This is a genomic window from Sphingobium amiense (genome assembly GCF_003967075.1).
GTDB classification, from domain to species: domain Bacteria; phylum Pseudomonadota; class Alphaproteobacteria; order Sphingomonadales; family Sphingomonadaceae; genus Sphingobium; species Sphingobium amiense.
The window spans coordinates 612,773-636,384 of record NZ_AP018664.1 but is presented as its reverse complement, the minus strand read 5'-3'; the positions used below and the strand labels follow the sequence as shown (position 1 = coordinate 636,384).

Below are 23,612 nucleotides of genomic sequence, written 5' to 3'. Positions count from 1 at the left end.
TTTCAGTCGCCGGTCGGGCCGCCGGTGCCGCCTCTTTGCCGGAGACGAACATCATGGTCGCTCGCCTGCGCTTTTCCAGCGCCCTTCGCCAGTTCCTGCAGGGCCAGTCTTCGTCCGGCCTGATGCTGATGGGAGCCGCGGCTCTTGCACTCCTGATCGCCAATTCTCCGCTGGGGAAGGGATATGAGGCGCTGCTCCACGCGAAAGCCGGGCCGCTGTCGGTCGAACACTGGATCAATGACGGGCTGATGGCCCTGTTCTTCCTGCTCGTCGGGCTGGAGATCAAGCGGGAGACGATAGACGGGCAATTGGCGACATGGCCGCGTCGGGTTCTGCCCGGCATCGCCGCGCTGGGCGGGATGCTGGTTCCCGCGCTGGTCTACAGCCTGTTCAATTCGGGCGCGACGCTGCGCGGCTGGGCAATTCCGGCGGCGACCGACATCGCCTTCGCCCTTGCGGTGCTGTCCCTGCTCGGAGACCGCGTGCCGGTGTCGCTCAAGATTTTCCTGACCGCGCTGGCAATCATCGACGATCTCGGCGCAATCGTCATCATCGCGATTTTCTACACCGCGGGCGTATCGCTGCCCGATCTCGCAGCGGCTGGCGTCACCCTCGCGATTTTGATCGCGCTGAACCGGATGAAGGTGCGTCGCCTGATGCCCTATCTGCTGCTGGGCCTGCTGCTGTGGTTCTTGGTGCTGCGGTCGGGTATCCACGCCACCCTGGCGGGCGTGCTGCTGGCATTCACCATTCCGATCGGAGAAAGTGAGGCCGGTGACGACAGCCCCCTCCATCGTCTGGAACATTGGCTGCACGTCCCGGTTGGTTTTCTCGTCGTGCCGATCTTCGGCCTTGCGAATGCGGGTGTGTCGCTCATCGGCCTGCCTGCCGAAGCGCTGGTGGCGCCGGTGACATTGGGCGCGGCGCTTGGCCTCCTCGTCGGCAAGCTTGTGGGGGTGTTCGGCTTCACCATGCTGGCGGTCCGGCTGCGGCTCGCCGACATGCCCGCTCATGCGACCGGAGCGCAGACGGCGGGAACGGCGCTGCTGTGCGGGATAGGCTTTACCATGAGCCTGTTCATAACGCTGCTGGCTTTCCCCGACGCGCCGCTGCTTCAGGCAGAGGCGAAGATCGGCATCCTCGCCGGATCGCTGCTCGCCGGACTGCTCGGCGCCGCCGTCCTGCGGCTGGCGAAGAGCGAGTGTCCGCCCAGACCGGTGGCGGCAGGACACTGAAATCCTGCCATTATCGTCAGATGCAGGGAAATGGTGGAGCCGAGGGGGATCGTATCCCCCAAATTTACGGCTCGGAAATCGATCATTTTTCTTCCAATAAGCCAGTGATTTCGCTATGTTTTTATCCCGCAGCATGCACATGACGTTTCCGCTATCGACCGCCAACGCTCGCCCATGATCGCCTACTTCTGGCGCCATTTTTAGGGCAATTTTTAGGGCGGGAATTCGGGCCGGAAGTGCAGGGACCGAAGGAGGAACACGGATGGCGAAAGCGATCCACAAACTGACCGCGAAGAAGATTGAATCCTTGAAGAAGCCCGGATGGCATAGCGACGGCGGCGGGCTGTATTTGCGCGTTCGGCCAGACGGCTCGAAGCGCTGGATCTATCTTTGGATGCGCGAGGGGAAGCGTCGTGAAATGTTCCTCGGGAGGAATCCCGAGTACACGATCGAACAGATCAGAGAGATGGCCGCCACTGCGCGGGAGCTGATTGCAAGAGGGAATGATCCTCTTGCGCTTCGAAAGACTGCCGCGATTGAAGCGAGGGAGGCACAAGAAGCCGTGGCGGCGGCCGAGGCCGAGGGCACCGACGTGACGCCCACGTTCGGCACTTTCGCCGAAGAATATATCTCGACCCATGAGGAAGGCTGGAAGAACGAGAAGCACCGATGGCAGTGGCGGAATTCGATCACGAACCATTGCAAGCTTATCGTCGAGAAGCCTGTGAACGAGGTCACGACGGACGATGTGCTCGACGTGCTTCGGCCGATTTGGACAACGATTCCGGATACGGCCGGACGAGTTCGCGGCCGCATCGAAACCATCCTTGATGCCGCCAAGGCAGGCAATCACATCGAGAGCCCCTGGGAGAATCCGGCACGTTGGAAAGGCAATCTGATCCACCGTCTTCCGAAGCGGAAGAAGCTGAGCACTGGCCACTACACCGCGATCGCTTACGAGGAGATGCCAGATTTCTTCAAGGCCTGTTGATTGCTGCTGAGAAGTGACCCGGGGTTTTCATCGAGAAGTGACCCACCTTGCGATTATGTTTCGGATGTCAGGGGTGGGTCAAGATGGGGTTTTCTCCTTCCGGGTTTTGGGCTGCTGAGCGGAGCTGTTCTTGAACCTGAAGCTGTCGTTGCCGGTCTCGAGGATGTGGCAGTGATGGGTGAGCCGATCGAGGAGCGCGGTGGTCATCTTGGCATCTCCGAACACGGTGGCCCATTCGCTGAAGCTGAGGTTGGTGGTGATGATGACGCTGGTGCGCTCGTAAAGCTTGCTCAGCAGATGGAACAGCAGGGCGCCGCCTGAGGCGCTGAACGGCAGATAACCAAGCTCGTCGAGGATCACGAGATCGGAGTGGGCAAGCCTTCCGGCGATCTGCCCTGCCTTGCCCTGCGCCTTCTCCTGTTCCAGCGCGTTGACCAGCTCGACCGTGGAGAAGAACCGCACGCGCTTGCGATGATGCTCGATGGCCTGGACGCCTAGGGCGGTGGCGATGTGGGTCTTGCCGGTTCCGGGTCCGCCGACCAGCACGATATTGTCGGCCACGTCCATAAACTCGCAGCGGTGAAGCTGGCGGACCAGCGCCTCGTTGACCTCGCTGCTGGCAAAGTCGAAGCTCGCCAGATCGCGATAGGCCGGGAACCGTGCGATCTTGAGCTGATAGGATACCGACCGCACTTCCCGTTCGGCAGTCTCCGCCTTCAAAAGCTGGGACAGGATCGGGACGGCCGCGTCGAACGCGGGCGCGCCTTGCTCCATGAGATCGGTGACGGCCTGCGCCATGCCATGCATCTTGAGGCTGCGCAGCATGACGATGATGGCGCCGCTGGCGGGATCATGACGCATGGCGGTTCTCCCCGCGCAGCGCATCATAGCGTTCCACATTGGCAAGGGGCTCGCTGACCAGCCTCAGCGCCTGGGGCGCCGTGATCGGCGGTGTCGTCAGCGGCTTGCCGTCGATCAGCCGGTGCAGCAAGTTGAGGATATGGGTTTTGGTCGGAACACCGGACTCCAGCGCCATGGTAACCGCGCGCAGTACGACCTGCTCGTCATGATGCAGCACCAGGGCAAGGATCTCGACCATCTCTCTGTCGCCGCCGGGAGCGCGCAACAGATGGCGCTGTAACCGCTGGAAGGCATCGGGCATCTCTAGGAACGGCGCGCCATTGCGCAGGGCGCCAGGCTTGCGCTGGACCACTGCCAGATAATGGCGCCAGTCATAAACAGTGCGTCCTGGCCCATCATGGGATCGTTCGATGATGCGCTGGTGTTCGCACAGCAACTGCCCCTCGGCCACCACGAGGAAGCGGTCGGGATAGAGCCGCACGCTGACAGGGCGGTTGGCAAAGGATGCCGGCACGCTGTAGCGGTTGCGCTCCAGATGGACGAGGCAGGTCGGTGAGACCCGCTTGCCATATTCGACAAAGCCGTCGAACGGCCTGCCCATCGGCATCAGGCTTGCCACCTCCTCGGCCCAGGCATCAGCGACAGAGCCCGGTTCGATCCCGTGCGGGATATCCTGCCACAGCGCCTTGCAGCGATCCTCCAGCCAGCTGTTCAGGGCGTCGAGCGTCTCGGTCTGGGGAACGGGCTGCCACAGGCGATGCCGCGCATCCTGGACGTTCTTCTCGACCTGCCCCTTCTCCCAACCCGCTGCCGGATTACAGAACTCTGCCTCGAACAGATAATGGCTCACCATCGTGAGGAAGCGGGCGTTGACGGTCCGATCCTTGCCGCGCCCGACCTTGTCGACGGCAGTGCGCATGTTGTCATAGATGCCGCGGCGCGGCACCCCGCCCAGCACGCGGAACGCGTGATTATGGGCGTCGAACAGCATCTCGTGGGTCTGGAGCAGATAGGCTCGAACGAAGAAGGCCCGGCTGTAGCTGAGCTTGAAGTGTGCAACCTGCAGCTTGGTGCGGACACCATCGATGATCGCCCAGTCCTCGCTCCAGTCAAACTGGAATGCTTCACCCGGTGCGAACGACAACGGCACGAAGGTGCCCTTGCCGCTCATCTGCTGCTGGCGGCGATAATCATCGCGCCAGGCACGAGCAAAGGCCGCGACACGGCCATAGGACCCGTCAAAGCCCAGGCTCACCAGATCGGCATGCAACTGCTTGATCGTGCGCTTCTGCTTGCGCGATCGGCCCATCTCTCGCCTGAGCCAGACCGTCAGCCGATCGACGAACGGATCCAGCTTGCTCGGCCGCTCGGGCACTTTGAACTGCGGCTCGACTGTGTCTGACCGCAGATATTTACGGACCGTGTTGCGGGATAGACCGGTACGCTTGGCTATCTCCCGGATCGACAGATGATCGCGGTAATGCCAGCGCCGGATGACGCTCAATAATGCCATGTCCAACACTCCATGGTCCCCCGCTCAAAGCCAGGGACGTGTTCAAACATGGGTCACTTCTCAGTGAAAATTACTGGCTTCCCCGGGTCACTTCTCAGCGGCAATCAACAACCAGACCCACGATAGCGTTTCTGTCCGCACGCTCGACGGCATCCTGACGTATTGGAACCAGGGCGCGGTGGATCTCTATGGATGGACGTCGGAAGAAGCTTGCGGCCGGGTAGCATGTGAAATGCTGCGCCTTGGTGGTGCCGTTCCCCCAATGAGTGCCGACGACTTTATTGCGGTAGGAAGCTGGGATGGCGAGGTCGAGCCGTTCTCGAAGGATGGGCGACAGCTCGTCGTCCAATTGCGCTGCTCATTGTTGCTCGACGATCGGGGGCGGCCGGCGGGTGTCCTGTCTACCGGGAACGACATAACGCAGCGGAAGCGAGCCGATATGGAGTTGCGCCGAAGCGAGGCGCGCTACCGCAATATCTTCCAGACTACGAGCGTCTCGATCTGGGAATGCGACTTCTCAGCCGTAAGGGCCAGGATTGGCGAATTGGCCGCTATGGGCATGACCGACCTACGCCAGTATTTGCGCGATCATCCGCGGTTCGTGCGCGAGGCGATAGACCTGACGCGCGCCATTGCCGTCAATGACGCGAGCGTTTCGATGTTCGGCGCCGCGACGAAACAGGACCTGATCGGCTCGGTCGGCCACATTTGGCCAACAGAAAGCGAAGTGACCTTTGCCGAGGCCATGATTGCGGCTTTCGAAGGTCGGCCGAGCTACGAGACGGAGACCCGGTTGCGGAGGCTCGATGGGCGACCTGTCGATCTCCTTTTCACGACCTCTTTTCCGCCGGAAGCGGCATCGCGAGATAGCGTCTTTATCTCCGTCGCCGACATTACCGCGCACAACGAGGCCCGGGCCGCCCTGCTGGAGGCACAGACCGACCTCGCCCACGCGATGCGGCTTACGAGCCTGGGACAGTTGACCGCTTCGATCGCTCATGAGGTGAACCAGCCGCTCGGCGGCATCATAAGCAATGGTCAAGCTGGACTGCGCTGGCTGAAGCGCGAGAAGCCAGACATTGAAGCCGCAGCCAGGTCATTGGAAGGCCTTATCCAGGAGGCTCGCCGTGCAGGGGAAGTGATAAATCGCTTCCGATCGCTTGCGAAGAACGACGCGCCCATGATCGAGGATGTCGACTTCAATTCTCTCGTCGAGGAAACAATCTTGTTGCTCGGGCACGAATTGCGAAGAGCCAATATCGAGACTGGAACCAATCTCACTCGAAACCTGGCAACAATCAGAGGAGATCGGATCCAACTCCAGCAGGTCGTTATCAATCTTGTTATGAACGCCGTACAGGCGATGGCGACAGAGGAAGCTGTGGAGCGGGAGCTAACGGTCGAAACCGGTCAGTCGAACGACAGCATCGTCGTGGCCGTCAGCGACACCGGTCCGGGCATTGCAGAGGAGATCAAGGGCCGCTTGTTCACCGCGTTTGCTACTACGAAACCTGACGGAATGGGGATGGGCCTGTCGGTGTGTGGGTCGATCATCCATCGCCATGGTGGCAAGATCAGGGTCGCGGAAAATGTTGGCAAGGGAGCCAGATTCGAGTTCAGCCTGCCCATTGGCGGACATGAAAAGTAAGCGAGATAGCGCCCTCACCTGGCTGCCGGCGCTCGGATCGCGGGGTCTCGAATCTCATCAGGCAGGCCGGCCCCTCTTCGGCAGCATCCTGGCAGACCCGCAGGCAATTAGCAGCGTGGGTCGAGGCGCTGCGGCAGTTCGCTATCGCGGCACGAGAAGACTTCGCGCAAGGCCTTGGTATTCACATGATCGCTACAGGATCGATGACCCGCATGATCCCGCCAGCTTTCTTGGTGGGACCCGAACGGCATACTCGTGATTGCGGGCCAGCGACCGCGGAGCGTCGGCTCGCTCGCTTTCGGTCCAATGACCGCCGCGCTGAAAGCAGCAATTCTTTTCCTCGCGGTCCTGGCGACCCTTTCATCAGTTCGTGCCGAAGCTGGCAAAAGGGCAGATCTAATCGAGGCGCTGACTCGTCTAGCGCGGCAAACGCACATCGAAATTCTGTTCGACGAGCGACTCGCGATCGGAAAAGCGGCGGGCATTGATCGGCCGAGAGCCGGGCCCGAGCAACGACTTGCAGCTTTGCTGACGGGTACCGGGCTTAGTTTCAGGAGGACGGCCGGCGGAGCATATCTCGTTTTTGCTGCAGCCGTGGGACCCAGGGGAGCGTCGCCCGCCCCGCCCGAGGAACCGATTGCGGAAATCCTGGTGATCGGCCAGCGGACGTTGAACGCTGATATTCGCCGAAGCGCCGACGACATCCAGCCCTATGCGATCTTTGACAGGACGGAGATCGATCGGTCGCAGTCCGCTACCGCCGATGAGTTTCTTCGCGCTCGCTTGCCTCAAAACGCCCAGTCGACGTCGCTAAATCAGATGCCCCATATGGGGGGAGCATCTGTGAGGTCCGAGGTCGACATGCGCGGTCTCGGCACTGAGCAAACACTCGTGTTGGTGAATGGGCGCCGCATGCCCAGCGTGCCGGGCATAGGCGACTTTCTTCAATCGGACATAAGTGCGATCCCGATCACAGGCATCGACAGAGTAGAGACGATCGGGACGACCGCGGCAGGGATTTTCGGAATCGGCGCGACCGGGGGTGCAGTCAATATCGTCACCAAAAGCGAATTCGAGGGAGTTGAGCTGGTAGCGCGATCAAGCATAGCGCAGCAGGGCGACGCCGCCGGAAGAGCCCTAAGCGGACATATCGGCTATACGAGCCGCGGTGGACATACCAGGCTCTCCGTTCGTGCCAGCCGGACTGATGACGGAGGCCTCGCCTTTGGGGACCGCTCATACATCAAGGATGCGCGGCAACTTCGTATCAAGCGCGATCCTTCGAGCTTCTTGCCGGTATCTGGCAGTATAAACATCCAGACTTCGAGAACCCAAACCTTGGAGCTGTTGCCGAGCTTCGGAGGCAAGGCGTTGAACGGCTCGACCACCTTCCTGCCATTCAACGCTCCGGCTGTTGGCGCAGGGGGAGCGGCAGTGCTTGTCGCAAACGCGGGCCGCCTCGATTCTTCAAGCGCGCCCGACGGCCAAGGTGACTTGGCGAGCCTCGTCACCCCGAGTCGAATGACGTCGCTATTGGCAACTTTGCGGCAGGACATCGGGAGCCATGCCGCTATCTTCATCGACTACCTCCGGCTTGTTTCGGCGGGCCGGTCCAGCATTGGAGCCGTCGCACAGGGCCAGACAACTCTCGGGCCGGGTGAAGGCGGCAACCCTTTCCAGCAGATCATCAGTGTAACCTTTCCAACCCCGGGATTGGTCGGGCACGTTCGAAATCGGACGACGACCGATCGCTTGATGATCGGCACAATCGTCGAGCTGGGGAACGGCTGGACCTCGAGCCTCGACGCTGCGACTGGCCGCGCTGAAGTGACGACAGCCACCGATGGATCCTTGATCGCCAGCAGGGGAATCAACTTCTTCCAGGACGGCGCGGCGATCGCCTCCCAGTTATCGGCGGCCGGATATGGGCGGGTGTCGGAAACGCGCGCCACTGACAGGTTGCGCGACGTAAATCTGAAAATCGCCGGCTCGCCGCTTCGCCTTCCCGCCGGGCCAGCGTCCGTGACGATTACCGGCGAGCTGCGAGAGGATCGGTCGCCGGGCGAGGTCGATCAGCGGAATGCAATTTTCCCTTTTCCCCCGTCCACCACATCCTATTCGAGCCAAAGGTTTCGGGTCGGGTCGGCCTTCGCTGAGGCGCGCGTACCACTGGTTGCCGATGACAGTCACCTTGCAGCTCTTCGAGGCTTGGAATTCCAGTTCGCACTCCGCCAGGATTTTTACGAGTTGAAGGTCCCTCTAGAAGCAACGCTGCTTCAGGCCGCAGGAGTTTATGGGTCAAGCGTAACAGCGCGGGGCAGCGTGACCGCCCTGACCGCTGGCCTGCGCGTCACGCCCGTTAGCGGGGTTATGCTTCGAGCCAGTTTCGCAAGCGGATACACGCCGCCAACGCCCTCGCAGATCGCTCCGGTGGGCACTGTGACCTACGATTCCATTATTGACGATCCGAAGCGGGGAGGTCTCCATCCGGGCAGCACCAACCAAACCGTGTATCTGCTCGGCGGCTCGCCCAACTTGCGCCCGCAGCGAGCGCGGACGCTTTCGATCGGAGCGGTGCTTCGACCCGGTTTCGCGCCCGGCTTCCGCCTGTCGATCGACGACAGTTTTCTCAAGACCACTCACGAGATTACAGATTACGCTCTTGGCGACTTCCAGTATTTCGTCGACCGGGAAGACTCCTTTCCCGGGCGGATCACCCGCGCCCCTCCCACTCCCGCAGATATCGCCAGCGGCTATTCTGTAGGGCCGATCACAAGGGTGGACGCGAGCTATCTCACGGACGGCCAATCGAGCTTGCAGGTGGTGGACGCCGCCTTCGATTATGCGCGCGAGACCGCAGTTGGCAAATTTCAGGTTTACGGCAGGTTCGCGTGGCAACCCACGCTCAAAAGGCGGGGAATTCCGAACGCGCCGGCATTCAATATGGCCAACAGCTTCAACGGTCCTCTAGCACTTCGCGGCAACGCAGGCATTGACTGGAGCCGCGATGCCTGGTCGGCAGGAATGAATATTCAAGGCTATGGGTCCTATCGCATCACCTACGCCTATCAGCCAGGATCATCGTCCGCGTCGAGCTTTGAGGCCGCCAACGCATCGAGGCTACTTGAACAGGGCGCGCTACATATCCCGGCGCAATTTTATGTAGACGGCTACGTGGGCTTCCGTAGCGGATCATTTTCTTCATCGAGCCACGCGCCCGCCATTTCTTACCGCCTGGGAGTGCGCAACCTGCTCGGCACACGAGCGCCCGTCGTAGTGCCGCCGCTTGCCGGAGCGTCCGATGAGGTCGGCTACAGCACGCTTGGTGATGCTCGTGGCCGTCAATTCATTCTGGAGATTGCCACCCGCTTCTGAGGGCATTGGGGGCGCGGGGCGCTGGGGGCGCTGCACCGGCCGAGGTTCCTGCGCGGCTGCGCGGGTGATCCAATCTCGCAGCTCCCAAGCGGCCGGCGGGCGAAGAGTTTCTCGCCAACCGGCCGCCCGGCGTGACGTTTACGACTGGATGAAGGCGAGCAGGTCCGCGTTGACCCGATCGGTGTGCGTCGCGCTGAGCCCGTGCGGAGCGCCGGGATAGTAGATTTCCTTCGCGCCCTTGATGAGCCGCGCCGACTTCCGCGCGGAGTCATGCACCGGCACGATCTGGTCGTCCTCGCCGTGGAGGACGAGGGTCGGTACGTCGAACTTCTTCAGATCCTCGCTGAAATCGGTCTCGGAGAAGGCCTTGATGCTCTCATACGCGTTATGGCGGCCGGCCTGCATGCTCCACAGCCAAAACTGGTCGAGGATGCCTTGCGACACCTTGGCGCCAGGCCGGTTGGCGCCATAGAACGGAATCGCCAGGTCCTTGTAGAATTGGGAGGCGTCGCCTGCCACGCCCTGGCGCAGGCCGTCGAACACGTCGATGGGCAGCCCCTCCGGGTTGGTTTCCGATTTGAGCATGATTGGCGGAACGGCGGCGAGCAGCACCGCCTTCTTGACCCGGCTCGTACCGTGACGCCCAATATAGCGCGCAACTTCGCCGCCGCCGGTCGAATGGCCGATCATGGTGGCGTCCTTCAGGTCGAGCGCCTCGACCACCGCCGCGAGATCGTCGGCATAGCCGTCCATGTTGTTGTTGACGAAGGACTGGCTGGAACGCCCATGCCCTCGGCGGTCCACGGCGACGCAGCGATAGCCGTGATGCACGAGGAACAGCATCTGCGGGTCCCAGGCATCGGAGTTGAGCGGCCAGCCGTGAGAGAAGGTGACGACCGGTCCGGTGCCCCAATCCTTGTAGAAGATCTTGGCGCCGTCTTTCGTGGTGATCGTGGTCATTTCGTCATGGTCCTTCACGGTTGAGGGGAAAGGGGTTGCGGAGTGCGTGGGTCCCAGAGCGGACAGCGCAGCACGCGGCAGGGCTATCGCGGCCACGGCACCCCCGGCAGCCGCCAGAACGGTCCGTCGCGATGCAAGTGATCTGACAGGCCGATCATCGCTGTTCATTATTGATTCCTTAGAAGGCGAGTTGGTGGCCGGGGACAACATCGACGTTGTCAGTACCTACTTATCGCGCCTGATATTTCAGTTACTCACGACATAACTGTTTAGATATTCACAATATTAGCAAAGATGCACCTTAAGACCACGATATTTACATGATCTATATTCTACGAATGGACGCATTTTCGCCAATTGCGATGCCAGTCGGATGATCTGAAAGGGCACGCCAATCAATTATACGTGGGTCTAATCGGTGCGCACTTCTTATACCGGCTCGCCGGACGCGCCGTTTATCCGCGATCGCCCGGGAGTGGACACCGCCGGTCCGTCGGTCGTGACGGTATGCCGAGGCGCAAGTTGGCCGCCGGCTGGAGCCGTCCCCATTCGCCTCGTTGGCGAACTCGGGACAATGGCGCCAGCGAACAATCGTCCCGCGGTATCGCGTACACCTAGGTATAATTGCTCTGCGCCGGTGGAATCGTCAGGAGGCGTCGCTAAAATAGCGCGAACAGGAGAAATATGTCCTGCGGTCGCTCGCTATTGCGGAAGGAAGGCGATGCCCAGCTTCGAAATAGACGGAGTACGAATTCCGGACAGCGCCATGGCCCGGGAACTGACACAACTCATCCGTGACACGGAAAGTGACCTCCTGTTCCATCATTCAACGCGCGTTTATTTTTGGGGCTCGCTTGCCGGGAAAAGGAAGGGCCTGATATTCGATCCGGAACTCCTTTATACCGGAGCGATGTTCCACGACATCGGCCTCACCGAGCGCTATCGTGACAGCGAATTTCGCTTCGAGGTGGACGGCGCCAACGCGGCGCGCGACTTTCTGGAGCGCCACGGCCTCAGCGAGCGGGATATCGAGAAGGTCTGGACGGCCATCGCTCTCCACACAACGCCAGGCATACCCGAGCACATGCATCCGGAGATCGCGCTTGTAACGGCAGGGGTGGAGATGGATGTGCTGGGACTTGCCTATGATCAGGTCCCGGATCAGCAGCGGGATGCAGTGGTGCAGGCCCATCCCCGTGGCCCGAGCTTCAAGAACGATATCATCGACGCATTCTATGCCGGAATGAAGCATCGTCCCGATACTACGTTTGGCACCGTGAACGACGACGTGCTCGCCTTGCGGGATCCCAGCTTCAGGCGAATGGATTTCTGCACGATCATCCTGGGCTCCGACTGGCGCTCCTAATACTGTAAGGCCGGCTGCACCGATCCGCCTTCCGTCGTCGGGGCCACATTGAGTACACGCCTGGAAGCGCTCGCGTGAGCGCCAGCACGAGCTGAGCAGCGCGGCACCAGCGGTGAACACCGTGGCACATCTATGTCGGAAACAGCATCGGACGCCGCCGTTCGGTTCCGTGGTACTTTGGCCGGCGACGAGATATAACCATAGCGGAGCAGAGAGAATGCTTTCTCATGCGCATCGCGTCGTCATCGTCGGAGGGGGATTTGGTGGTCTGGAGGCCGTCTCTGGCCTGGCCGGGCTACGGGCCGAAATCACGCTGATCGATCAGCGAAACTATCATCTGTTCCAGCCGCTTCTCTATCAGGTGGCCACTGCCTCCCTGTCGACCTCGGAAATCGCATGGCCTATCCGCAACCTGGTTCGAGGGCGCAGTGAGGTGTCGACGCTTCTAGCGACCGTCACAGGGATCGACGCAAGCGCGCGGCAGGTGATCCTCAGCGACGGAGAGAGAGTCGGATATGACACTCTGGTGCTCGCGACCGGCGCGCAGCACACTTATTTCGGGCATGACGATTGGGAAGGGATCGCGCCGGGGCTTAAGACCCTCGAGGATGCCACGACGATCCGGCGGCGAATCCTGCTTGCGTTTGAGCGAGCAGAGCGCGCCGTAGACCCCGGGCGCCAAGCAGCGAATCTAACGTTTGTGATTGTGGGCGCCGGGCCCACGGGCGTCGAGCTTGCGGGTACGATCGCCGAGCTTGCACGGTCGACGCTGGCTCCGGACTTTCGCCGCATCGACACCAGGACGGCGCGGGTGATCCTGGTCGAGGCAGGACCTCGTATTCTGCCAGGCTTCGCCGAGGACCTTTCGGCTTATGCCCATAAGGCTCTCGAGGCGCTCGGCGTCGAGGTGGTGCTTGAGCGGGCAGTGACGAACTGCACAGCCGACGGGGTTACTTTTGCGGACACATTTCTGCCAACACGGACAATCATCTGGGCGGCGGGCGTCAAGGCGTCAGCCGCGGCGGCATGGCTCGGCGTGACGGCGGATCGCGCCGGTCGCATTCTCGTCGAGCCCGACCTCACGGTGCCCGGCTATCCCGAGATTTTTGCCATTGGCGACACGGTTGCGATCACCGGGCCCACGGGAGACCAAGTCCCCGGCATCGCACCCGCCGCGAAGCAGGAGGGGGCGTATGTTGCGAAGACCATCGGGAGGCGCTTGCGCGGGAAGCCGGCGCCTCCGCCGTTCCGATACTGCCATCAGGGCAGCCTTGCGACCATTGGCAAGCGTCTCGCCGTGATTGATTTCGGCCGGGTGAGGCTTCGAGGATCGCTCGCCTGGTGGATTTGGGGCTTCGCCCACATCTATTTTCTCATCGGCCTGAAAAGCCGGTTGAGCGTCGCCCTAAGTTGGTTGTGGATCCATCTTCGCGATCAGCGCGGAAGCCGGCTGATCACACAAGGTGAGGTGCCAACGGACAAAATCTCTCCCGACCTCCACTCAACAGCTCGCTGAGCCGGCGATCATCGCTAGACTTTCGAACTTCATCGATCGTCGTAGTCGGGGGCCGGGACGTCAAACCCGTTGAGAGTTGTGGCGACGAACGCATAGAGGCCGACAAGATAGACCAGCTGCGCTGCTCCGCCATCGCCGAACGTCGCGACCGCAAGCCGCCAGAGTGGCTCTGCGAGCGGCCCTCTCTGACAGAGCGCGTGAGCAACGTCGAAAGCGACGCTCTGTTGCGCGGACAACTCGTCCGGCTTCACGCCCGCGACCAACCCCGCAATCCGGTCAAGCGGGATACCGATGTGGTTGGCCGCCGCCACATGAGCGTAGATCTCGTAGGCAGCGTTGTAATGGCCACCGACAACAAGGATCGCGACTTCCTTCACCTCAATGGGCAGGACACCCATCGCGTTCATGGCCTTGGTAAGATCCCAGAAGGCCCTGCCGACGCCGGTATGGTGCAGGGATGCATTCCATGGTCCGATCAACGTTCCATCGTCGAGCGCGGTACGGAAGGTGTTGAAGCCGGTGGCGATGCCGGCACGCATGTCATCGTAAAGCTCGCGCTGAACCTGGTTGAGCTCGGCAGGATTGAGAAGCGGTAGGCGCATAGATCATCTTTCTTGGACTGGGGTGGAAGGCCCTTCCCGCGAGGCAGAAAACTGAGTGCGCGCGGGCCTGCACATCGGGGCGAAGCGAGGATGGGATCGCGAGGGTTGGCCTCGGAAAGTCGTGAGATTGGTGCGACGTGACGCGGAGATTCCGCTGGCTCTTGCCCATTCTGGCGCGGCAGGCAGGGACGATGCGGACTGGCATAGACGGTCCTTTCGATCTTCCCGGCGGTGCCCGTTAGCCTTGAGCCGACGCAGCGGTCGGCAGTGCAATGGCGCTGTTGCCCAACCCCGCCAAATCCGCGCCATCAGGGTGGCGCCTCTAGGTTGCGCGCTCAATTATACGTGGGTGTAGCGAACAACGTCGCTGGGCACCTCAGCATCTGCGGCCCGCCCGGCAATCACTGTAATTGACGGGATATGACGGCGCGCCGTGCTGGTGTTGACGCGGGTGAGGTTCCGAGGTCGAGACGGACGGGCATGGCAAGCCTGACGGCCTCGAAATCTGCACGGCTGACGATGCCTTCGTATAATTTCCATCAATTCTTTGTCCTGCCAATGTTTTCATCCGTTCGACGACGTGAAAGCGGCGGCCAAGGCGGTTGCGCAATACTGGCAAGCTGCCCGCTTGCGGCCCGAAAGCGTTCAGGATGTTCGCTCTCTCGCGACATATCGGCAGCGATCGAAAGGGGGAACCGCCTCTGTTCGTAGGGCCAAGGCAGGAGACAAGGGATGAAGAAAGTGCCGCGAGTCTCTCCCGGGCGGCGGTCGACGCCAAGAAGCGTGAGGCAGCCGAAGCAAGGCGATGCTGTGGATCGGAGACTGGATCGAGCGCTTGAAGATACGTTCCCGGCAAGCGACCCGGTCGCGTCCAACGAGTTTGAGTAGAGCCTAGGTTGGCAGGTCACCTCGGCCCTCCCCTACCCGTCCGAGAACAGCTGAATCCACACTACCAGGCCGTTCCCGGCCGAGCGTTTAAAATCCGGATGTTCGATGGGCGGTAATCGGCCCGATAAAGAACTGCGGATCGATCGGAAAATTGCGGCGCTCCCCCGCAAGACGATGCCATCGTATAATTCCATTCCCGTCGACGCAGGATCATCCTCGGTGCGAATGCTTCGTCCAACGATCGGGGAATGACTATGTCCGAGAATGATCCAATCGCAGCCGACAAAAGGCTTACCACCGCCGCTGGCGCTCCGGTTCCCGACAATTTCAATATCGAGACCGCGGGCCCGCGCGGCCCAGCCCTGCTCGAGGATGTCTGGCTGATCGAGAAGCTGGCGCATTTCCATCGCGAGGTCATCCCCGAGCGCCGGATGCACGCCAAGGGGGCCGGCGCGTTCGGCACGTTCACGGTGACGCACGACATCACCCGCTTCACCAAGGCCAGCATCTTTGCCGAGGTCGGCAAGAAGACCGAGATGTTCGCGCGCTTTTCGAGCGTAGCGGGCGAGCGCGGCGCAGCGGATGCGGAGCGCGACATCCGCGGCTTCGCGCTCAAATTCTACACGGACGAGGGCAATTGGGATCTGGTCGGCAACAACACCCCGGTGTTCTTCTTCCGCGATCCTCTGCGCTTTCCCGACCTCAACCATGCGATCAAACGCGATCCGCGCACCGGGCTGCGCAGCGCGGAGAGCAACTGGGATTTCTGGACCATGCTGCCGGAGGCGCTACACCAGGTGACGATCGTCATGAGCGAGCGGGGCATCCCCAGGAGCTTCCGCCACATGCATGGTTTCGGCAGCCATACCTACAGCTTCATCAACGCAGCTAACGAACGCGTGTGGGTGAAATTCACCTTCAAGACGCAGCAGGGCATCGCCAATCTCTCAGACGAGGAGGCGGTTCAGCTGGTCGGGCTGGACCGCGAGAGCAATCATCGCGACCTCTATACCAGCATCGAGAAGGGCGAGTTTCCGCGCTGGACGATGTACGTCCAGGTCATGACCGAAGCCCAGGCCGCCGAGCATCCGGTCAACCCCTTCGACCTGACCAAGGTCTGGCCGCATGGCGAGTTTCCGCTCATCGAGGTTGGCGTGTTCGAGCTCAATCGCAACCCGGAGAATGTCTACGCCGATGTCGAGCAGGCCTCGTTCGCGCCGTCGACGATCGTGCCAGGCATCAGCTTCTCGCCGGATCGGATGCTGCAGGCGCGCCTCTTCGCGTACAATGATGCCGCGCGTTATCGTCTGGGCGTGAACCATCACCAGATTCCGGTCAACGCCCCGCGGTGTCCCGCGCATTCCTATCATCGCGACGGGCTGATGCGGGTGGACGGCAATCACGGCGGCACGCTCGCCTATGTGCCCAACTCGCGCGGCGAGTGGGAGGAACAGCCGGCCTTCGCCAATCCGCCGCTACCCTTGAGTGGCGCGGCCACGCATTACGATCATCGGCTCGATGACGATCATTATCTCCAGCCCGGCAACCTCTTCCGCAAGATGACCCCCGTCCAGCAGCAAGTGCTGTTCGAGAACACCGCGCGCGCGATGGAGGGTGTTTCGCGCGCTGTGAAAGAGCGGCATGTCAGCAATTGCCACCGGGCGGATCCCGCGTATGGCGAGGGAGTGGCGAAGGCTCTGGAACTCTGAGGCGTCCCTAATAAGTCGCGCGGCGCGACGGGCCACCGGCCCGTGGCGCCGCCTGCCGACCATGCGGCAAGACCGCTCCTACCATTTCATGGATGCATGGCCGGCGGCGCAATCGCGGCCAACCTGATCAAGCGCAAGATTCACGCCGCAGCCATTCCTTCCCCGCAGCCGCTGACCATGCTCACCGCTGAGGCCCGATAAATATCGTTTCGCTACCGAAATCGATCACAACCCGGTTCGCGATCATGAAGTCAGCACCAAGTCTCGCCGTATGGGCCGCGTCGCTGGTCGCCGGGCGCGGGGCGGAATCGTAGGCATAGGTGTCGAATATCTGGGGTCGGATCGGGGCGGCTTCCTGGCCGTCGATAGCGATTTCGACATCGCGCTTTGGGAAATAGACGTCGCCCTGCGCGCCGTCGGGGCCGCCATAATGGTCGGCGACCGGACCCAGCTCGACGCCGGCCGTGCGCGCGAGCGTCACGTCGAGGACGTTCTCGGCGACGGTGTTGACGCCGATCCTGACTGCGACGCCGTTGATGGTTCCTTCGACAAAATAGGACTTGTCTGCGCTATCGAAGATCATCTTGTGCGCCTTGTAGCCTGCGGCCAACAACTTATGGTCGGCCGCTTCGGTGTCCTCTTCTGACTGGGGAAGACCCAGCCGTTTGCGGCCATAGTCCAGCATCACATGCTGCTCCCGAAGCCAGGTAATGCCCAGCATTCCATCCATCGGCGGATCCTGGGGCACTTCGAATATCAGCGCTGGCACCTTCGAATAGGTCCGATCGCCGACCTGGAGCCTTTCCAGCGTCGCGCTCGCCCGCCCGAGATTGCTCACTTGGCCCGGCGTACTGATACCATAATGGTCCTTGAATATGAGGTTGGTGACGCCGGCCAATGCGGCGTTCTTGTGGGTCGTCATGACGGTGAATCTGGCGTTCGAATGAAGCATGAACAGGAACGGCTTCCCGTTCACGCGGACAGGAGCGAACGGCCTGACGCCCGAGACGACACGCAGCTTGACCGGGACATACGACATGCGGGCAGAGACCGGCGAAGCGCCCAGGAGGCACGCGGCGCCGGCGAGCATGCCCGTCACGAAGCGCGGCATCAGCGCAGTTCCAGAATGGGGAATCGCTTTCGCAGTCGCACGATTGAAGGCTTCCCTGATCCAACCGTTCCCGCAACTGAAGAAAGGCAGGTTGGTGATTTTACCTCCCTTTCGAAGAGCCATGGCGGCTTTCGGCCGGCTGGCATGCGTGGAGCGGCGGGTTTGGCGAGACATTGTTTTCACTTCATTCTTCGTGTCGCTACGGCTACTCAAGAGCTACAGGGAACGGCGAAAGCCGGACATTATATTCGTGTATCGCACGCCTATTGGCACACGAACCGCTTAAGGGGCGGAACCAGCCAAGTTCTCTCGAGCGCTGGGTATGAAACGGCCAGACGAAGAAACGGTCCGGCTCCTCGAAATTCTTTAGTTTTTGCTAGCTCTTTCGACAACCGACTGGAGCTCCTTCGCCCAGTCGGCGCCATAGGTAGCGCGCGCGAGAAATTCGGCTCCAACCATCGCAGAAAATAGCAACCTTCCGCGATCACCTTGATCTTCATCCGCGGCGCTCGGAGCGCACTCGTGCCGCAGGAATTGCTCAAGCAGCGCTCTTGCCCCCTCGGCATAAGCCTCACGCGATGTGGGCGATGCCGCGTCATCGGCAACATACGGCGCAAACGCCTGTATCGGGCACGTCTGGTCCGCAGGCTTCTTAGCGAAATAGTGGGCTACTATCGATGAGGCCGCCCGCCAGGAACGCAGAGATCCGTCAAATGCCAGTTTCATGGATTCTGCGACAAGATCATCTTTCGACCCAAAATGCTTGTAGAAGCCTCCGACCGTCATACCGGTCGCCGCCATGACGCCGGCGACCGAAATCGGCTCTACGCCAGAGCGACGAAACAGCGCGCTGGCCCGGTCTACGATCTTCGCGCGGTTTCTCGTTGCCTGCTCATTGGACGAGCGTCCCATCTTCAAACCCTCGGTTTCTGCCCTCCCCTCGTAAGGGGGCTGTTCAAATAGATTATAGCTATTATCTATTTTTGCAAGGCGAACGGATAAGGCCGCTTGCCAGCGCATGAGGTTCGACCATGACCACCACCTATGACCCGTCGATCACGGCCCTGCTCTGCATCGATTTCTACAACGACTTCCTCTCGGAGGACGGCAAACTCTGGCCATGGGTCGAGGAGATCGCCACGGAAAATCACCTTCTCGACAATCTGCGGACCATCGTCAGCACCGCTCGCGCGGCCGGGATCAAAATCTACCATGTCCCGCATCATCGCTGGGAACCCGGCGACTATGTGAACTGGAAGTATCCTTCACCCTACCAGCTCGGCGCAGCACAGCGGCAAGCGTTCGCAAAGGACACTTGGGGCGGCACTTTCCATCCTGATTTCCCGGTGCTCGAAGGCGACATTCTTGTGAAGGAGCACTGGGGGTCGAGCGGCTTTCCCAACACGGACCTCGAACATCAGCTCAAGGCCTATGGCCGGGAAAAGATCATCTGTGTGGGCCTGCTCGCGAACACATGCCTCGAGGCGACGGGTCGGTACGGCATGGAACTCGGCTTTCACGTGACGTTGGTTCGGGATGGAACGGCCGCCCGCTCGCCCGAAGCATTACATGCTGCCCTGGACATCGATGCGCCGACCTACGCACATGAAGTCCTGACGACCGACGAATTGGTGCGGGCGATCAAGGCAACCGTCTGAGCGCCAATGACGCCGATGTGTGGACGCCGTTCGACGCGGACCGCTCATTGTTGGTTGAAAGGTTGTGGGCCGCTCGCAAAGCCAGCGGCCCACGGAATGCCGCCTACTTGGCGGCGTCCTCGATCAGCTTCACCAAGCCCGGGGGGTTGACGATGAACGGAATATGGCCGGTGTCGATGCTGAGTTCGGACCGGACGGGCGTCGCCGCAACCATCTGAGCCTGGAAGGGGGGGCTCACCACCTGGTCGCGCAGCGTGTGGATATAGACCTTGTCGACCTTACCGAAGCGGTCGGCAGTCAGATGAACGGGCATGGTCAATGGCGGGAGGGGTTCGTCGACGATACCCTTGGCAACGGCATCACCGACCGGAGCCGGCGCGCCGTTCGCGAAGAGCCCGGCGCGCGCCTCATATTTGATGCCGGCGATACCCTTGTCCTTGTCGATGATGAGGGCTTCGCCTGCCTTGCTGCCGGCATCGGTGGTCGCGAGGCCGAGCAACGACTGGCCGTCGAGCGGAAGATAAGCGGCGACGTAGACGAGCGTCTTGATCTTCTCGGGCTCTGCCTCGCCCTCCGCCGAAATCACGAAGCCACCGAAGCTGTGCCCGACCAGGATCACCGGCTTGGTCTCGCCCGCGATCACCTGCGCGACCGCCTTCTGATACGCGTCGAGGGTGACCTCGCCTGCGGGCATCGGGTTGCCTTCGCGACCAGGGAGGTTGACCGTCTTGACCTTGTATCCGTCCTTCTCGAGGCCGGATTCCACCTCGGCCCAGACGCCGGCGGTCTCCCAGGCGCCGTGCACAAGGACGATGGTCGGTTTGTCGTTGCTCTTCGCCAGAGCGGGAGTGGCGGAGGTTGCGGCCAATGCCATTGCCGCAATGGTGAGAAGAGATTTCATAGCTAATCCTTTAGTGCAGGAACCGGATAACAAAGTCCGGGCGACGGACTTCAATCCGTGTCTGCACCGCTATTCGATCTTGCTCGCTGGTCCCATTATACGCTGGTGCAATAGTCTTGCCGGTTGCTCGTGATAATTCGGCGCCCCGGATAAAATAAGCGCTTCAACAGGCGGTAGCGCGCGCTGGCGGGACGCCAAGTCGTGGCCAGGTTATAGCAAATCAAGTCACTTGCGCGCTTTGGTTATTATGAAAGCGCTTGAGGATTGGTGAACATCGCGTTTCCCGAGGCGGTGGCTGCGGCTACGACCTCTTCTTGCATGACGTCCCAATGCTCTGCGAGTTTGCCGTCAACGACACGGAAGACATCGACTGCGATCATCGGGTTAGGTGCCCAGCCGGTATATCGACCGTGCACCATCACATATTCGCCTTCTGCCGCGACCATGCCGATCTCGTATTTGAAGTCGGGGCCGAGAGAACCAATGACAGCCTTGATCGCCTCGCGCCCATTTGGGATCGCGGGGTTATGCTGCTTGTAGTCCGGCGAAAAAATCTCGTCGACCACGCCCGCATCCTTGTCGACAAAAACGCCTGTCAGAGCTCGGATGACGATCGCCTTGTTGTCTGCGCTCACAAAAGTATCTCCCATGGTTACCCCTGTAGTCACGGCAGGAAGGAGTCGCGGATTTCCGCGACGACCTGCTCCGGTGCCTGATTGTGAGGATAGTGACCGATTCCCGGCAGAAGCTTGAACTCGGCACCCAGTCGCTCCGCGAGTTCCACGCCCATTGCCTTGTCAATGTAGGGATCGAGTTCGCCCCAGACGACCTTGACCGGGGCCGAGAAGCCTCCGACCCGCTGCTCGAAATAGTCCTCGTCGCGGGTGAAATAGGAATAATAGTGGTAGAAGGCGTCCATCGTGGTCAGATCGCTGTGCTTCCAGGACTGCGCCATGTCGTCCTTGAACTCACGAGCGACATCGAATTGCGCTTCCGGCGGCAGCCCGGCGCCGAAGCCCCGGGCCTCAACCAGGTCATTCCAGGCGGCGTTCCATGTTTCCCGGATCTGCTCCGACAGCGGCTTTACCTTCAGGTCCCGCAGGTCCGGATGCATAAGGTCGGGCCGGTTGAACGGAGCAAAATCGCCGACGATGATCTTGCGGGCGATATCCGGCTCTTGCAACGCCAGAAGCAAGGTCGGCAGTCCGCTGATGTCGGTCGCATAGATGGTGAGGTTCGACCGATCGATTCCCGCCGCGGAGATATATTGACGGAGAAGGTTGGCGTAGTTGCTCGGCGCATAAGAGAAGGCATCAGGCGACGGCCGCGTCGAAAGCCCGTATCCCGGCCAATCGAACGTATGGACCTCATATTCGTCCGCCAGGGCGCGCGCGATGCCTCGCCACGCGTAAAGAGTCTCGGGAAAGCCGTGGAGCAGGATCACCGTGCCCTTGGGTGATTCCGGCTGGGCGACCATGCGGCGGACTGAAATTCCATCCGCGAGGGCGATCATCCCGATCTCGGTCACAGGTTCCGATTTCGCGCCAACCACATCCATGTTCATTGCCCGACCCCAAAGCGCATTTTCCCTGAGAAGCTTCGAATTGACCGCGAATTTGTATCCGTTGGGGTCGGTCGGGAAAATTGTACGGCAGTATAACTCGCACCGTGCAACGAGCCAGATGACGTTTCGACAAGACGTGACGTTTCGAGCAGTCGCTCAGTCGATTTCCGCGATCGGGACTTCGACGTTGGAGAGCGAGGTCGATGGCTTGACATAGGCCACTAACGTCCAGCTCGCCACCGCGCCTAACGCCGCAATCACGCCTGCCGCGAAAAACACGACCTGGTAACCTTCCCCGAAACCGGCGAGTAAGGTTGCCTGCACACCGGGCTGGAGACGATTTGCAGCCGCAATGTTGCCGGAAGCGATGAACCCGCTGATCTGGTGAACGCTAGCCGCCGACAGCCCGGGAATGGATCGGCTGATCGAGAACGCGACCCTTTCATAAAGTACGGCGCCGAGCGCGGCAAAGCCGACCACGATCCCGGCAAATCGGACGGTGCCGCCAACGCCGGCGGCCATCCCTGCCCGTTCGGGGGGGATGACGCTTAAGCCGACCTTGGCGGTCTCGCCGTTCAGGACTCCGGCACCGACTCCGGCAATGAGCATCGCAACGAGCATAGGCTCGAAGCGATGGCCTGGCACAAGTGCGGCGAGCGCGAACATGCCACTGCTCACCAGAATTAGGCCGGTGGTCAACAGGCCACGGCCCGAAAACTTATGGACAAGATATTTGCCGACGATCCTCGGGACGATGAACAGGGGGAGCGCCATCGGCACCATCAATATACCGGCGGTCGATGGCGACAGCCCGAAACCGCCCTGGAAATAAAGTGGGATATAGGTCAGCATCGTCAGCAGGGCCGCGGCGTAGGCAAGCCCGGCGAGGTTGGCCCCGATATAGGTTGGCCGCCGAAAGAAGCTGAGATCCAGCATCGGACGTCTTTGCCGCTTCTCGGCGATGATGAAAGCCGCGAAAAGCACCGCCGAGGCGATCAACGCCGCGACGATCTGTGGGTCGGACCAGCCTCGGCGATTTCCGGAGATGAGCGCGAAAGTCAGGAGGAACAGTGATGACGCGAAGCTGACAAAGCCAGCCCAGTCGATCGAGGAGCTGTCCGGATCCCGCGACTCCTCGACAGTGTAGGCGGTCAGCACGATCATCACGATGCCAACCGGCACGTTCACGAAGAACGCCCACACCCAGCCGAGCTTCTGAGTGATGACGCCGCCGATGAGTGGTCCTAGCGTGATCGCGATGCCGATGACGGAGCCCCAGAAGGCGAAGGCGGGCGCGCGCTCGGCTCCCTGGAACTCTTTCGAGAGCAATGCCAGCGCGGCGCTCAGGAGGAGCGCCGCCCCGATGCCTTGAAATGCGCGCGCCACATTGAGCGCCGTCGATGTCGGCGCCGCCCCGCAGAAGAACGAGGCCAAAGTGAAAAGCGCGAGACCGATAAGCAGGATGCGTTTTCGGCCGTAGCGATCGGCAAGAGCACCCGCCGGCATCACGAGCGCGGCGAAGGTCAGCGTGTAGGAACTGATAACCCATTCGACCGCGGCGAAGCTCGCATTCAGCTTGTGCGCGATCGATGGCAGCGAAACCGCGACGATGTTGCCGTCCAGGTTGATCATGAAGGACGGAACGGAGACACACAGAAGCACCAGCAGCTTCTCGCGGCTCAAGCTTGCATTTGCCACCACCGACCTCGCAGTT

Annotated in this window: 18 protein-coding genes; 8 read left to right on the top strand and 10 right to left on the bottom strand. The window is 61.2% G+C overall.

All coding sequences use genetic code 11. The features are described 5' to 3' along the window. The first annotated feature begins 53 nt into the window (after positions 1-53). Positions 54-1,235 (top strand): Na+/H+ antiporter NhaA, encoded by a 1,182-nt coding sequence (gene nhaA, locus SAMIE_RS02990; protein ID WP_066703572.1) that lies wholly within the window; start codon positions 54-56, stop codon positions 1,233-1,235. A gap of 262 nt (positions 1,236-1,497) precedes the next feature. Beyond that, positions 1,498-2,226, top strand: a complete 729-nt coding sequence (locus SAMIE_RS02985) for a tyrosine-type recombinase/integrase (RefSeq protein ID WP_126516719.1) — start codon at positions 1,498-1,500, stop codon at positions 2,224-2,226. 78 nt (positions 2,227-2,304) lie between these two features. On the opposite strand, the gene istB is transcribed toward SAMIE_RS02985, so the two are convergent. Continuing rightward, complete coding sequence (gene istB / locus SAMIE_RS02980) at positions 2,305-3,087, bottom strand: IS21-like element helper ATPase IstB (protein ID WP_126516718.1); 783 nt, start codon at positions 3,085-3,087, stop codon at positions 2,305-2,307. Next, positions 3,077-4,600, bottom strand: coding sequence for an IS21 family transposase (gene istA / locus SAMIE_RS02975; RefSeq protein WP_126516717.1), 1,524 nt, complete (start codon positions 4,598-4,600; stop codon positions 3,077-3,079). Before istA ends, istB begins: the two co-directional genes overlap by 11 nt. Before the next feature lie 73 nt (positions 4,601-4,673). On the opposite strand from istA, the gene SAMIE_RS02970 reads away from it, so the two are divergent. Then, the gene (locus SAMIE_RS02970; RefSeq protein WP_332004663.1) at positions 4,674-6,248 is read left to right on the top strand and encodes a PAS domain-containing sensor histidine kinase; all 1,575 of its coding nucleotides are present in this window, start codon (positions 4,674-4,676) and stop codon (positions 6,246-6,248) included. Between the two features lie 306 nt (positions 6,249-6,554). After that, positions 6,555-9,623, top strand: a complete 3,069-nt coding sequence (locus SAMIE_RS02965) for a TonB-dependent receptor (RefSeq protein ID WP_066697710.1) — start codon at positions 6,555-6,557, stop codon at positions 9,621-9,623. A gap of 138 nt (positions 9,624-9,761) precedes the next feature. On the opposite strand, the gene SAMIE_RS02960 is transcribed toward SAMIE_RS02965, so the two are convergent. Continuing rightward, positions 9,762-10,583 carry an alpha/beta fold hydrolase gene (locus SAMIE_RS02960; protein WP_197724664.1) on the bottom strand — a complete coding sequence of 274 codons (822 nt, stop codon included), beginning with the start codon at positions 10,581-10,583 and terminating at the stop codon, positions 9,762-9,764. A gap of 766 nt (positions 10,584-11,349) precedes the next feature. On the opposite strand from SAMIE_RS02960, the gene SAMIE_RS02955 reads away from it, so the two are divergent. Continuing rightward, positions 11,350-11,949 (top strand): HD domain-containing protein, encoded by a 600-nt coding sequence (locus SAMIE_RS02955; protein ID WP_232037357.1) that lies wholly within the window; start codon positions 11,350-11,352, stop codon positions 11,947-11,949. A gap of 217 nt (positions 11,950-12,166) precedes the next feature. Beyond that, complete coding sequence (locus SAMIE_RS02950; protein ID WP_066697723.1) at positions 12,167-13,465, top strand: NAD(P)/FAD-dependent oxidoreductase; 1,299 nt, start codon at positions 12,167-12,169, stop codon at positions 13,463-13,465. A 29-nt stretch (positions 13,466-13,494) separates the two neighbouring features. On the opposite strand, the gene SAMIE_RS02945 is transcribed toward SAMIE_RS02950, so the two are convergent. Continuing rightward, positions 13,495-14,067 (bottom strand): carboxymuconolactone decarboxylase family protein, encoded by a 573-nt coding sequence (locus tag SAMIE_RS02945; protein ID WP_066697725.1) that lies wholly within the window; start codon positions 14,065-14,067, stop codon positions 13,495-13,497. A gap of 1,142 nt (positions 14,068-15,209) precedes the next feature. On the opposite strand from SAMIE_RS02945, the gene SAMIE_RS02940 reads away from it, so the two are divergent. Next, positions 15,210-16,664 carry a catalase gene (locus SAMIE_RS02940; protein WP_126516715.1) on the top strand — a complete coding sequence of 485 codons (1,455 nt, stop codon included), beginning with the start codon at positions 15,210-15,212 and terminating at the stop codon, positions 16,662-16,664. A 181-nt stretch (positions 16,665-16,845) separates the two neighbouring features. Here SAMIE_RS02940 and SAMIE_RS02935 read toward each other — a convergent pair whose 3' ends face one another. Next, positions 16,846-17,775, bottom strand: a complete 930-nt coding sequence (locus SAMIE_RS02935; RefSeq protein ID WP_066697729.1) for a retropepsin-like aspartic protease — start codon at positions 17,773-17,775, stop codon at positions 16,846-16,848. 366 nt (positions 17,776-18,141) lie between these two features. Then, complete coding sequence (locus SAMIE_RS02930; protein WP_083952379.1) at positions 18,142-18,795, bottom strand: TetR/AcrR family transcriptional regulator; 654 nt, start codon at positions 18,793-18,795, stop codon at positions 18,142-18,144. 11 nt (positions 18,796-18,806) lie between these two features. Between SAMIE_RS02930 and SAMIE_RS02925 the strand changes: the two genes are divergently transcribed. Next, a complete protein-coding gene (locus SAMIE_RS02925; protein ID WP_066697734.1) occupies positions 18,807-19,433 on the top strand; it encodes an isochorismatase family cysteine hydrolase in 627 nt (208 codons plus the stop codon). A gap of 103 nt (positions 19,434-19,536) precedes the next feature. Here the strand turns inward: SAMIE_RS02925 and SAMIE_RS02920 are convergent, their stop codons facing one another. The 4 genes from SAMIE_RS02920 to SAMIE_RS02905 form a co-directional block, all read right to left on the bottom strand. Then, the gene (locus tag SAMIE_RS02920; RefSeq protein WP_066697737.1) at positions 19,537-20,334 is read right to left on the bottom strand and encodes an alpha/beta fold hydrolase; all 798 of its coding nucleotides are present in this window, start codon (positions 20,332-20,334) and stop codon (positions 19,537-19,539) included. Positions 20,335-20,579: 245 nt separating this feature from the next. After that, entirely contained in the window at positions 20,580-20,969 is a 390-nt protein-coding gene (locus tag SAMIE_RS02915; RefSeq protein WP_197724663.1) for a nuclear transport factor 2 family protein, read from the bottom strand. Between the two features lie 29 nt (positions 20,970-20,998). Next, complete coding sequence (locus SAMIE_RS02910) at positions 20,999-21,898, bottom strand: alpha/beta fold hydrolase (protein WP_197724662.1); 900 nt, start codon at positions 21,896-21,898, stop codon at positions 20,999-21,001. Between the two features lie 156 nt (positions 21,899-22,054). After that, entirely contained in the window at positions 22,055-23,581 is a 1,527-nt protein-coding gene (locus SAMIE_RS02905) for an MFS transporter (protein ID WP_197724661.1), read from the bottom strand. Positions 23,582-23,612: the final 31 nt, after the last annotated feature.

Excerpts from the sequence above, each read along its gene's own strand:
- nhaA (WP_066703572.1), top strand. The coding sequence starts at position 54 with ATGGTCGCTCGCCTGCGCTTTTCCAGCGCCCTTCGCCAGTTCCTGCAG.
- SAMIE_RS02985 (WP_126516719.1), top strand. The coding sequence starts at position 1,498 with ATGGCGAAAGCGATCCACAAACTGACCGCGAAGAAGATTGAATCCTTG.
- istB (WP_126516718.1), bottom strand. The coding sequence starts at position 3,087 with ATGCGTCATGATCCCGCCAGCGGCGCCATCATCGTCATGCTGCGCAGC.
- istA (WP_126516717.1), bottom strand. The coding sequence starts at position 4,600 with ATGGCATTATTGAGCGTCATCCGGCGCTGGCATTACCGCGATCATCTG.
- SAMIE_RS02965 (WP_066697710.1), top strand. The coding sequence starts at position 6,555 with ATGACCGCCGCGCTGAAAGCAGCAATTCTTTTCCTCGCGGTCCTGGCG.
- SAMIE_RS02960 (WP_197724664.1), bottom strand. The coding sequence starts at position 10,583 with ATGACCACGATCACCACGAAAGACGGCGCCAAGATCTTCTACAAGGAT.
- SAMIE_RS02955 (WP_232037357.1), top strand. The coding sequence starts at position 11,350 with ATGGCCCGGGAACTGACACAACTCATCCGTGACACGGAAAGTGACCTC.
- SAMIE_RS02950 (WP_066697723.1), top strand. The coding sequence starts at position 12,167 with ATGCTTTCTCATGCGCATCGCGTCGTCATCGTCGGAGGGGGATTTGGT.
- SAMIE_RS02945 (WP_066697725.1), bottom strand. The coding sequence starts at position 14,067 with ATGCGCCTACCGCTTCTCAATCCTGCCGAGCTCAACCAGGTTCAGCGC.
- SAMIE_RS02940 (WP_126516715.1), top strand. The coding sequence starts at position 15,210 with ATGTCCGAGAATGATCCAATCGCAGCCGACAAAAGGCTTACCACCGCC.
- SAMIE_RS02935 (WP_066697729.1), bottom strand. The coding sequence starts at position 17,775 with ATGCCGCGCTTCGTGACGGGCATGCTCGCCGGCGCCGCGTGCCTCCTG.
- SAMIE_RS02930 (WP_083952379.1), bottom strand. The coding sequence starts at position 18,795 with ATGCGCTGGCAAGCGGCCTTATCCGTTCGCCTTGCAAAAATAGATAAT.
- SAMIE_RS02925 (WP_066697734.1), top strand. The coding sequence starts at position 18,807 with ATGACCACCACCTATGACCCGTCGATCACGGCCCTGCTCTGCATCGAT.
- SAMIE_RS02920 (WP_066697737.1), bottom strand. The coding sequence starts at position 20,334 with ATGAAATCTCTTCTCACCATTGCGGCAATGGCATTGGCCGCAACCTCC.
- SAMIE_RS02910 (WP_197724662.1), bottom strand. The coding sequence starts at position 21,898 with ATGAACATGGATGTGGTTGGCGCGAAATCGGAACCTGTGACCGAGATC.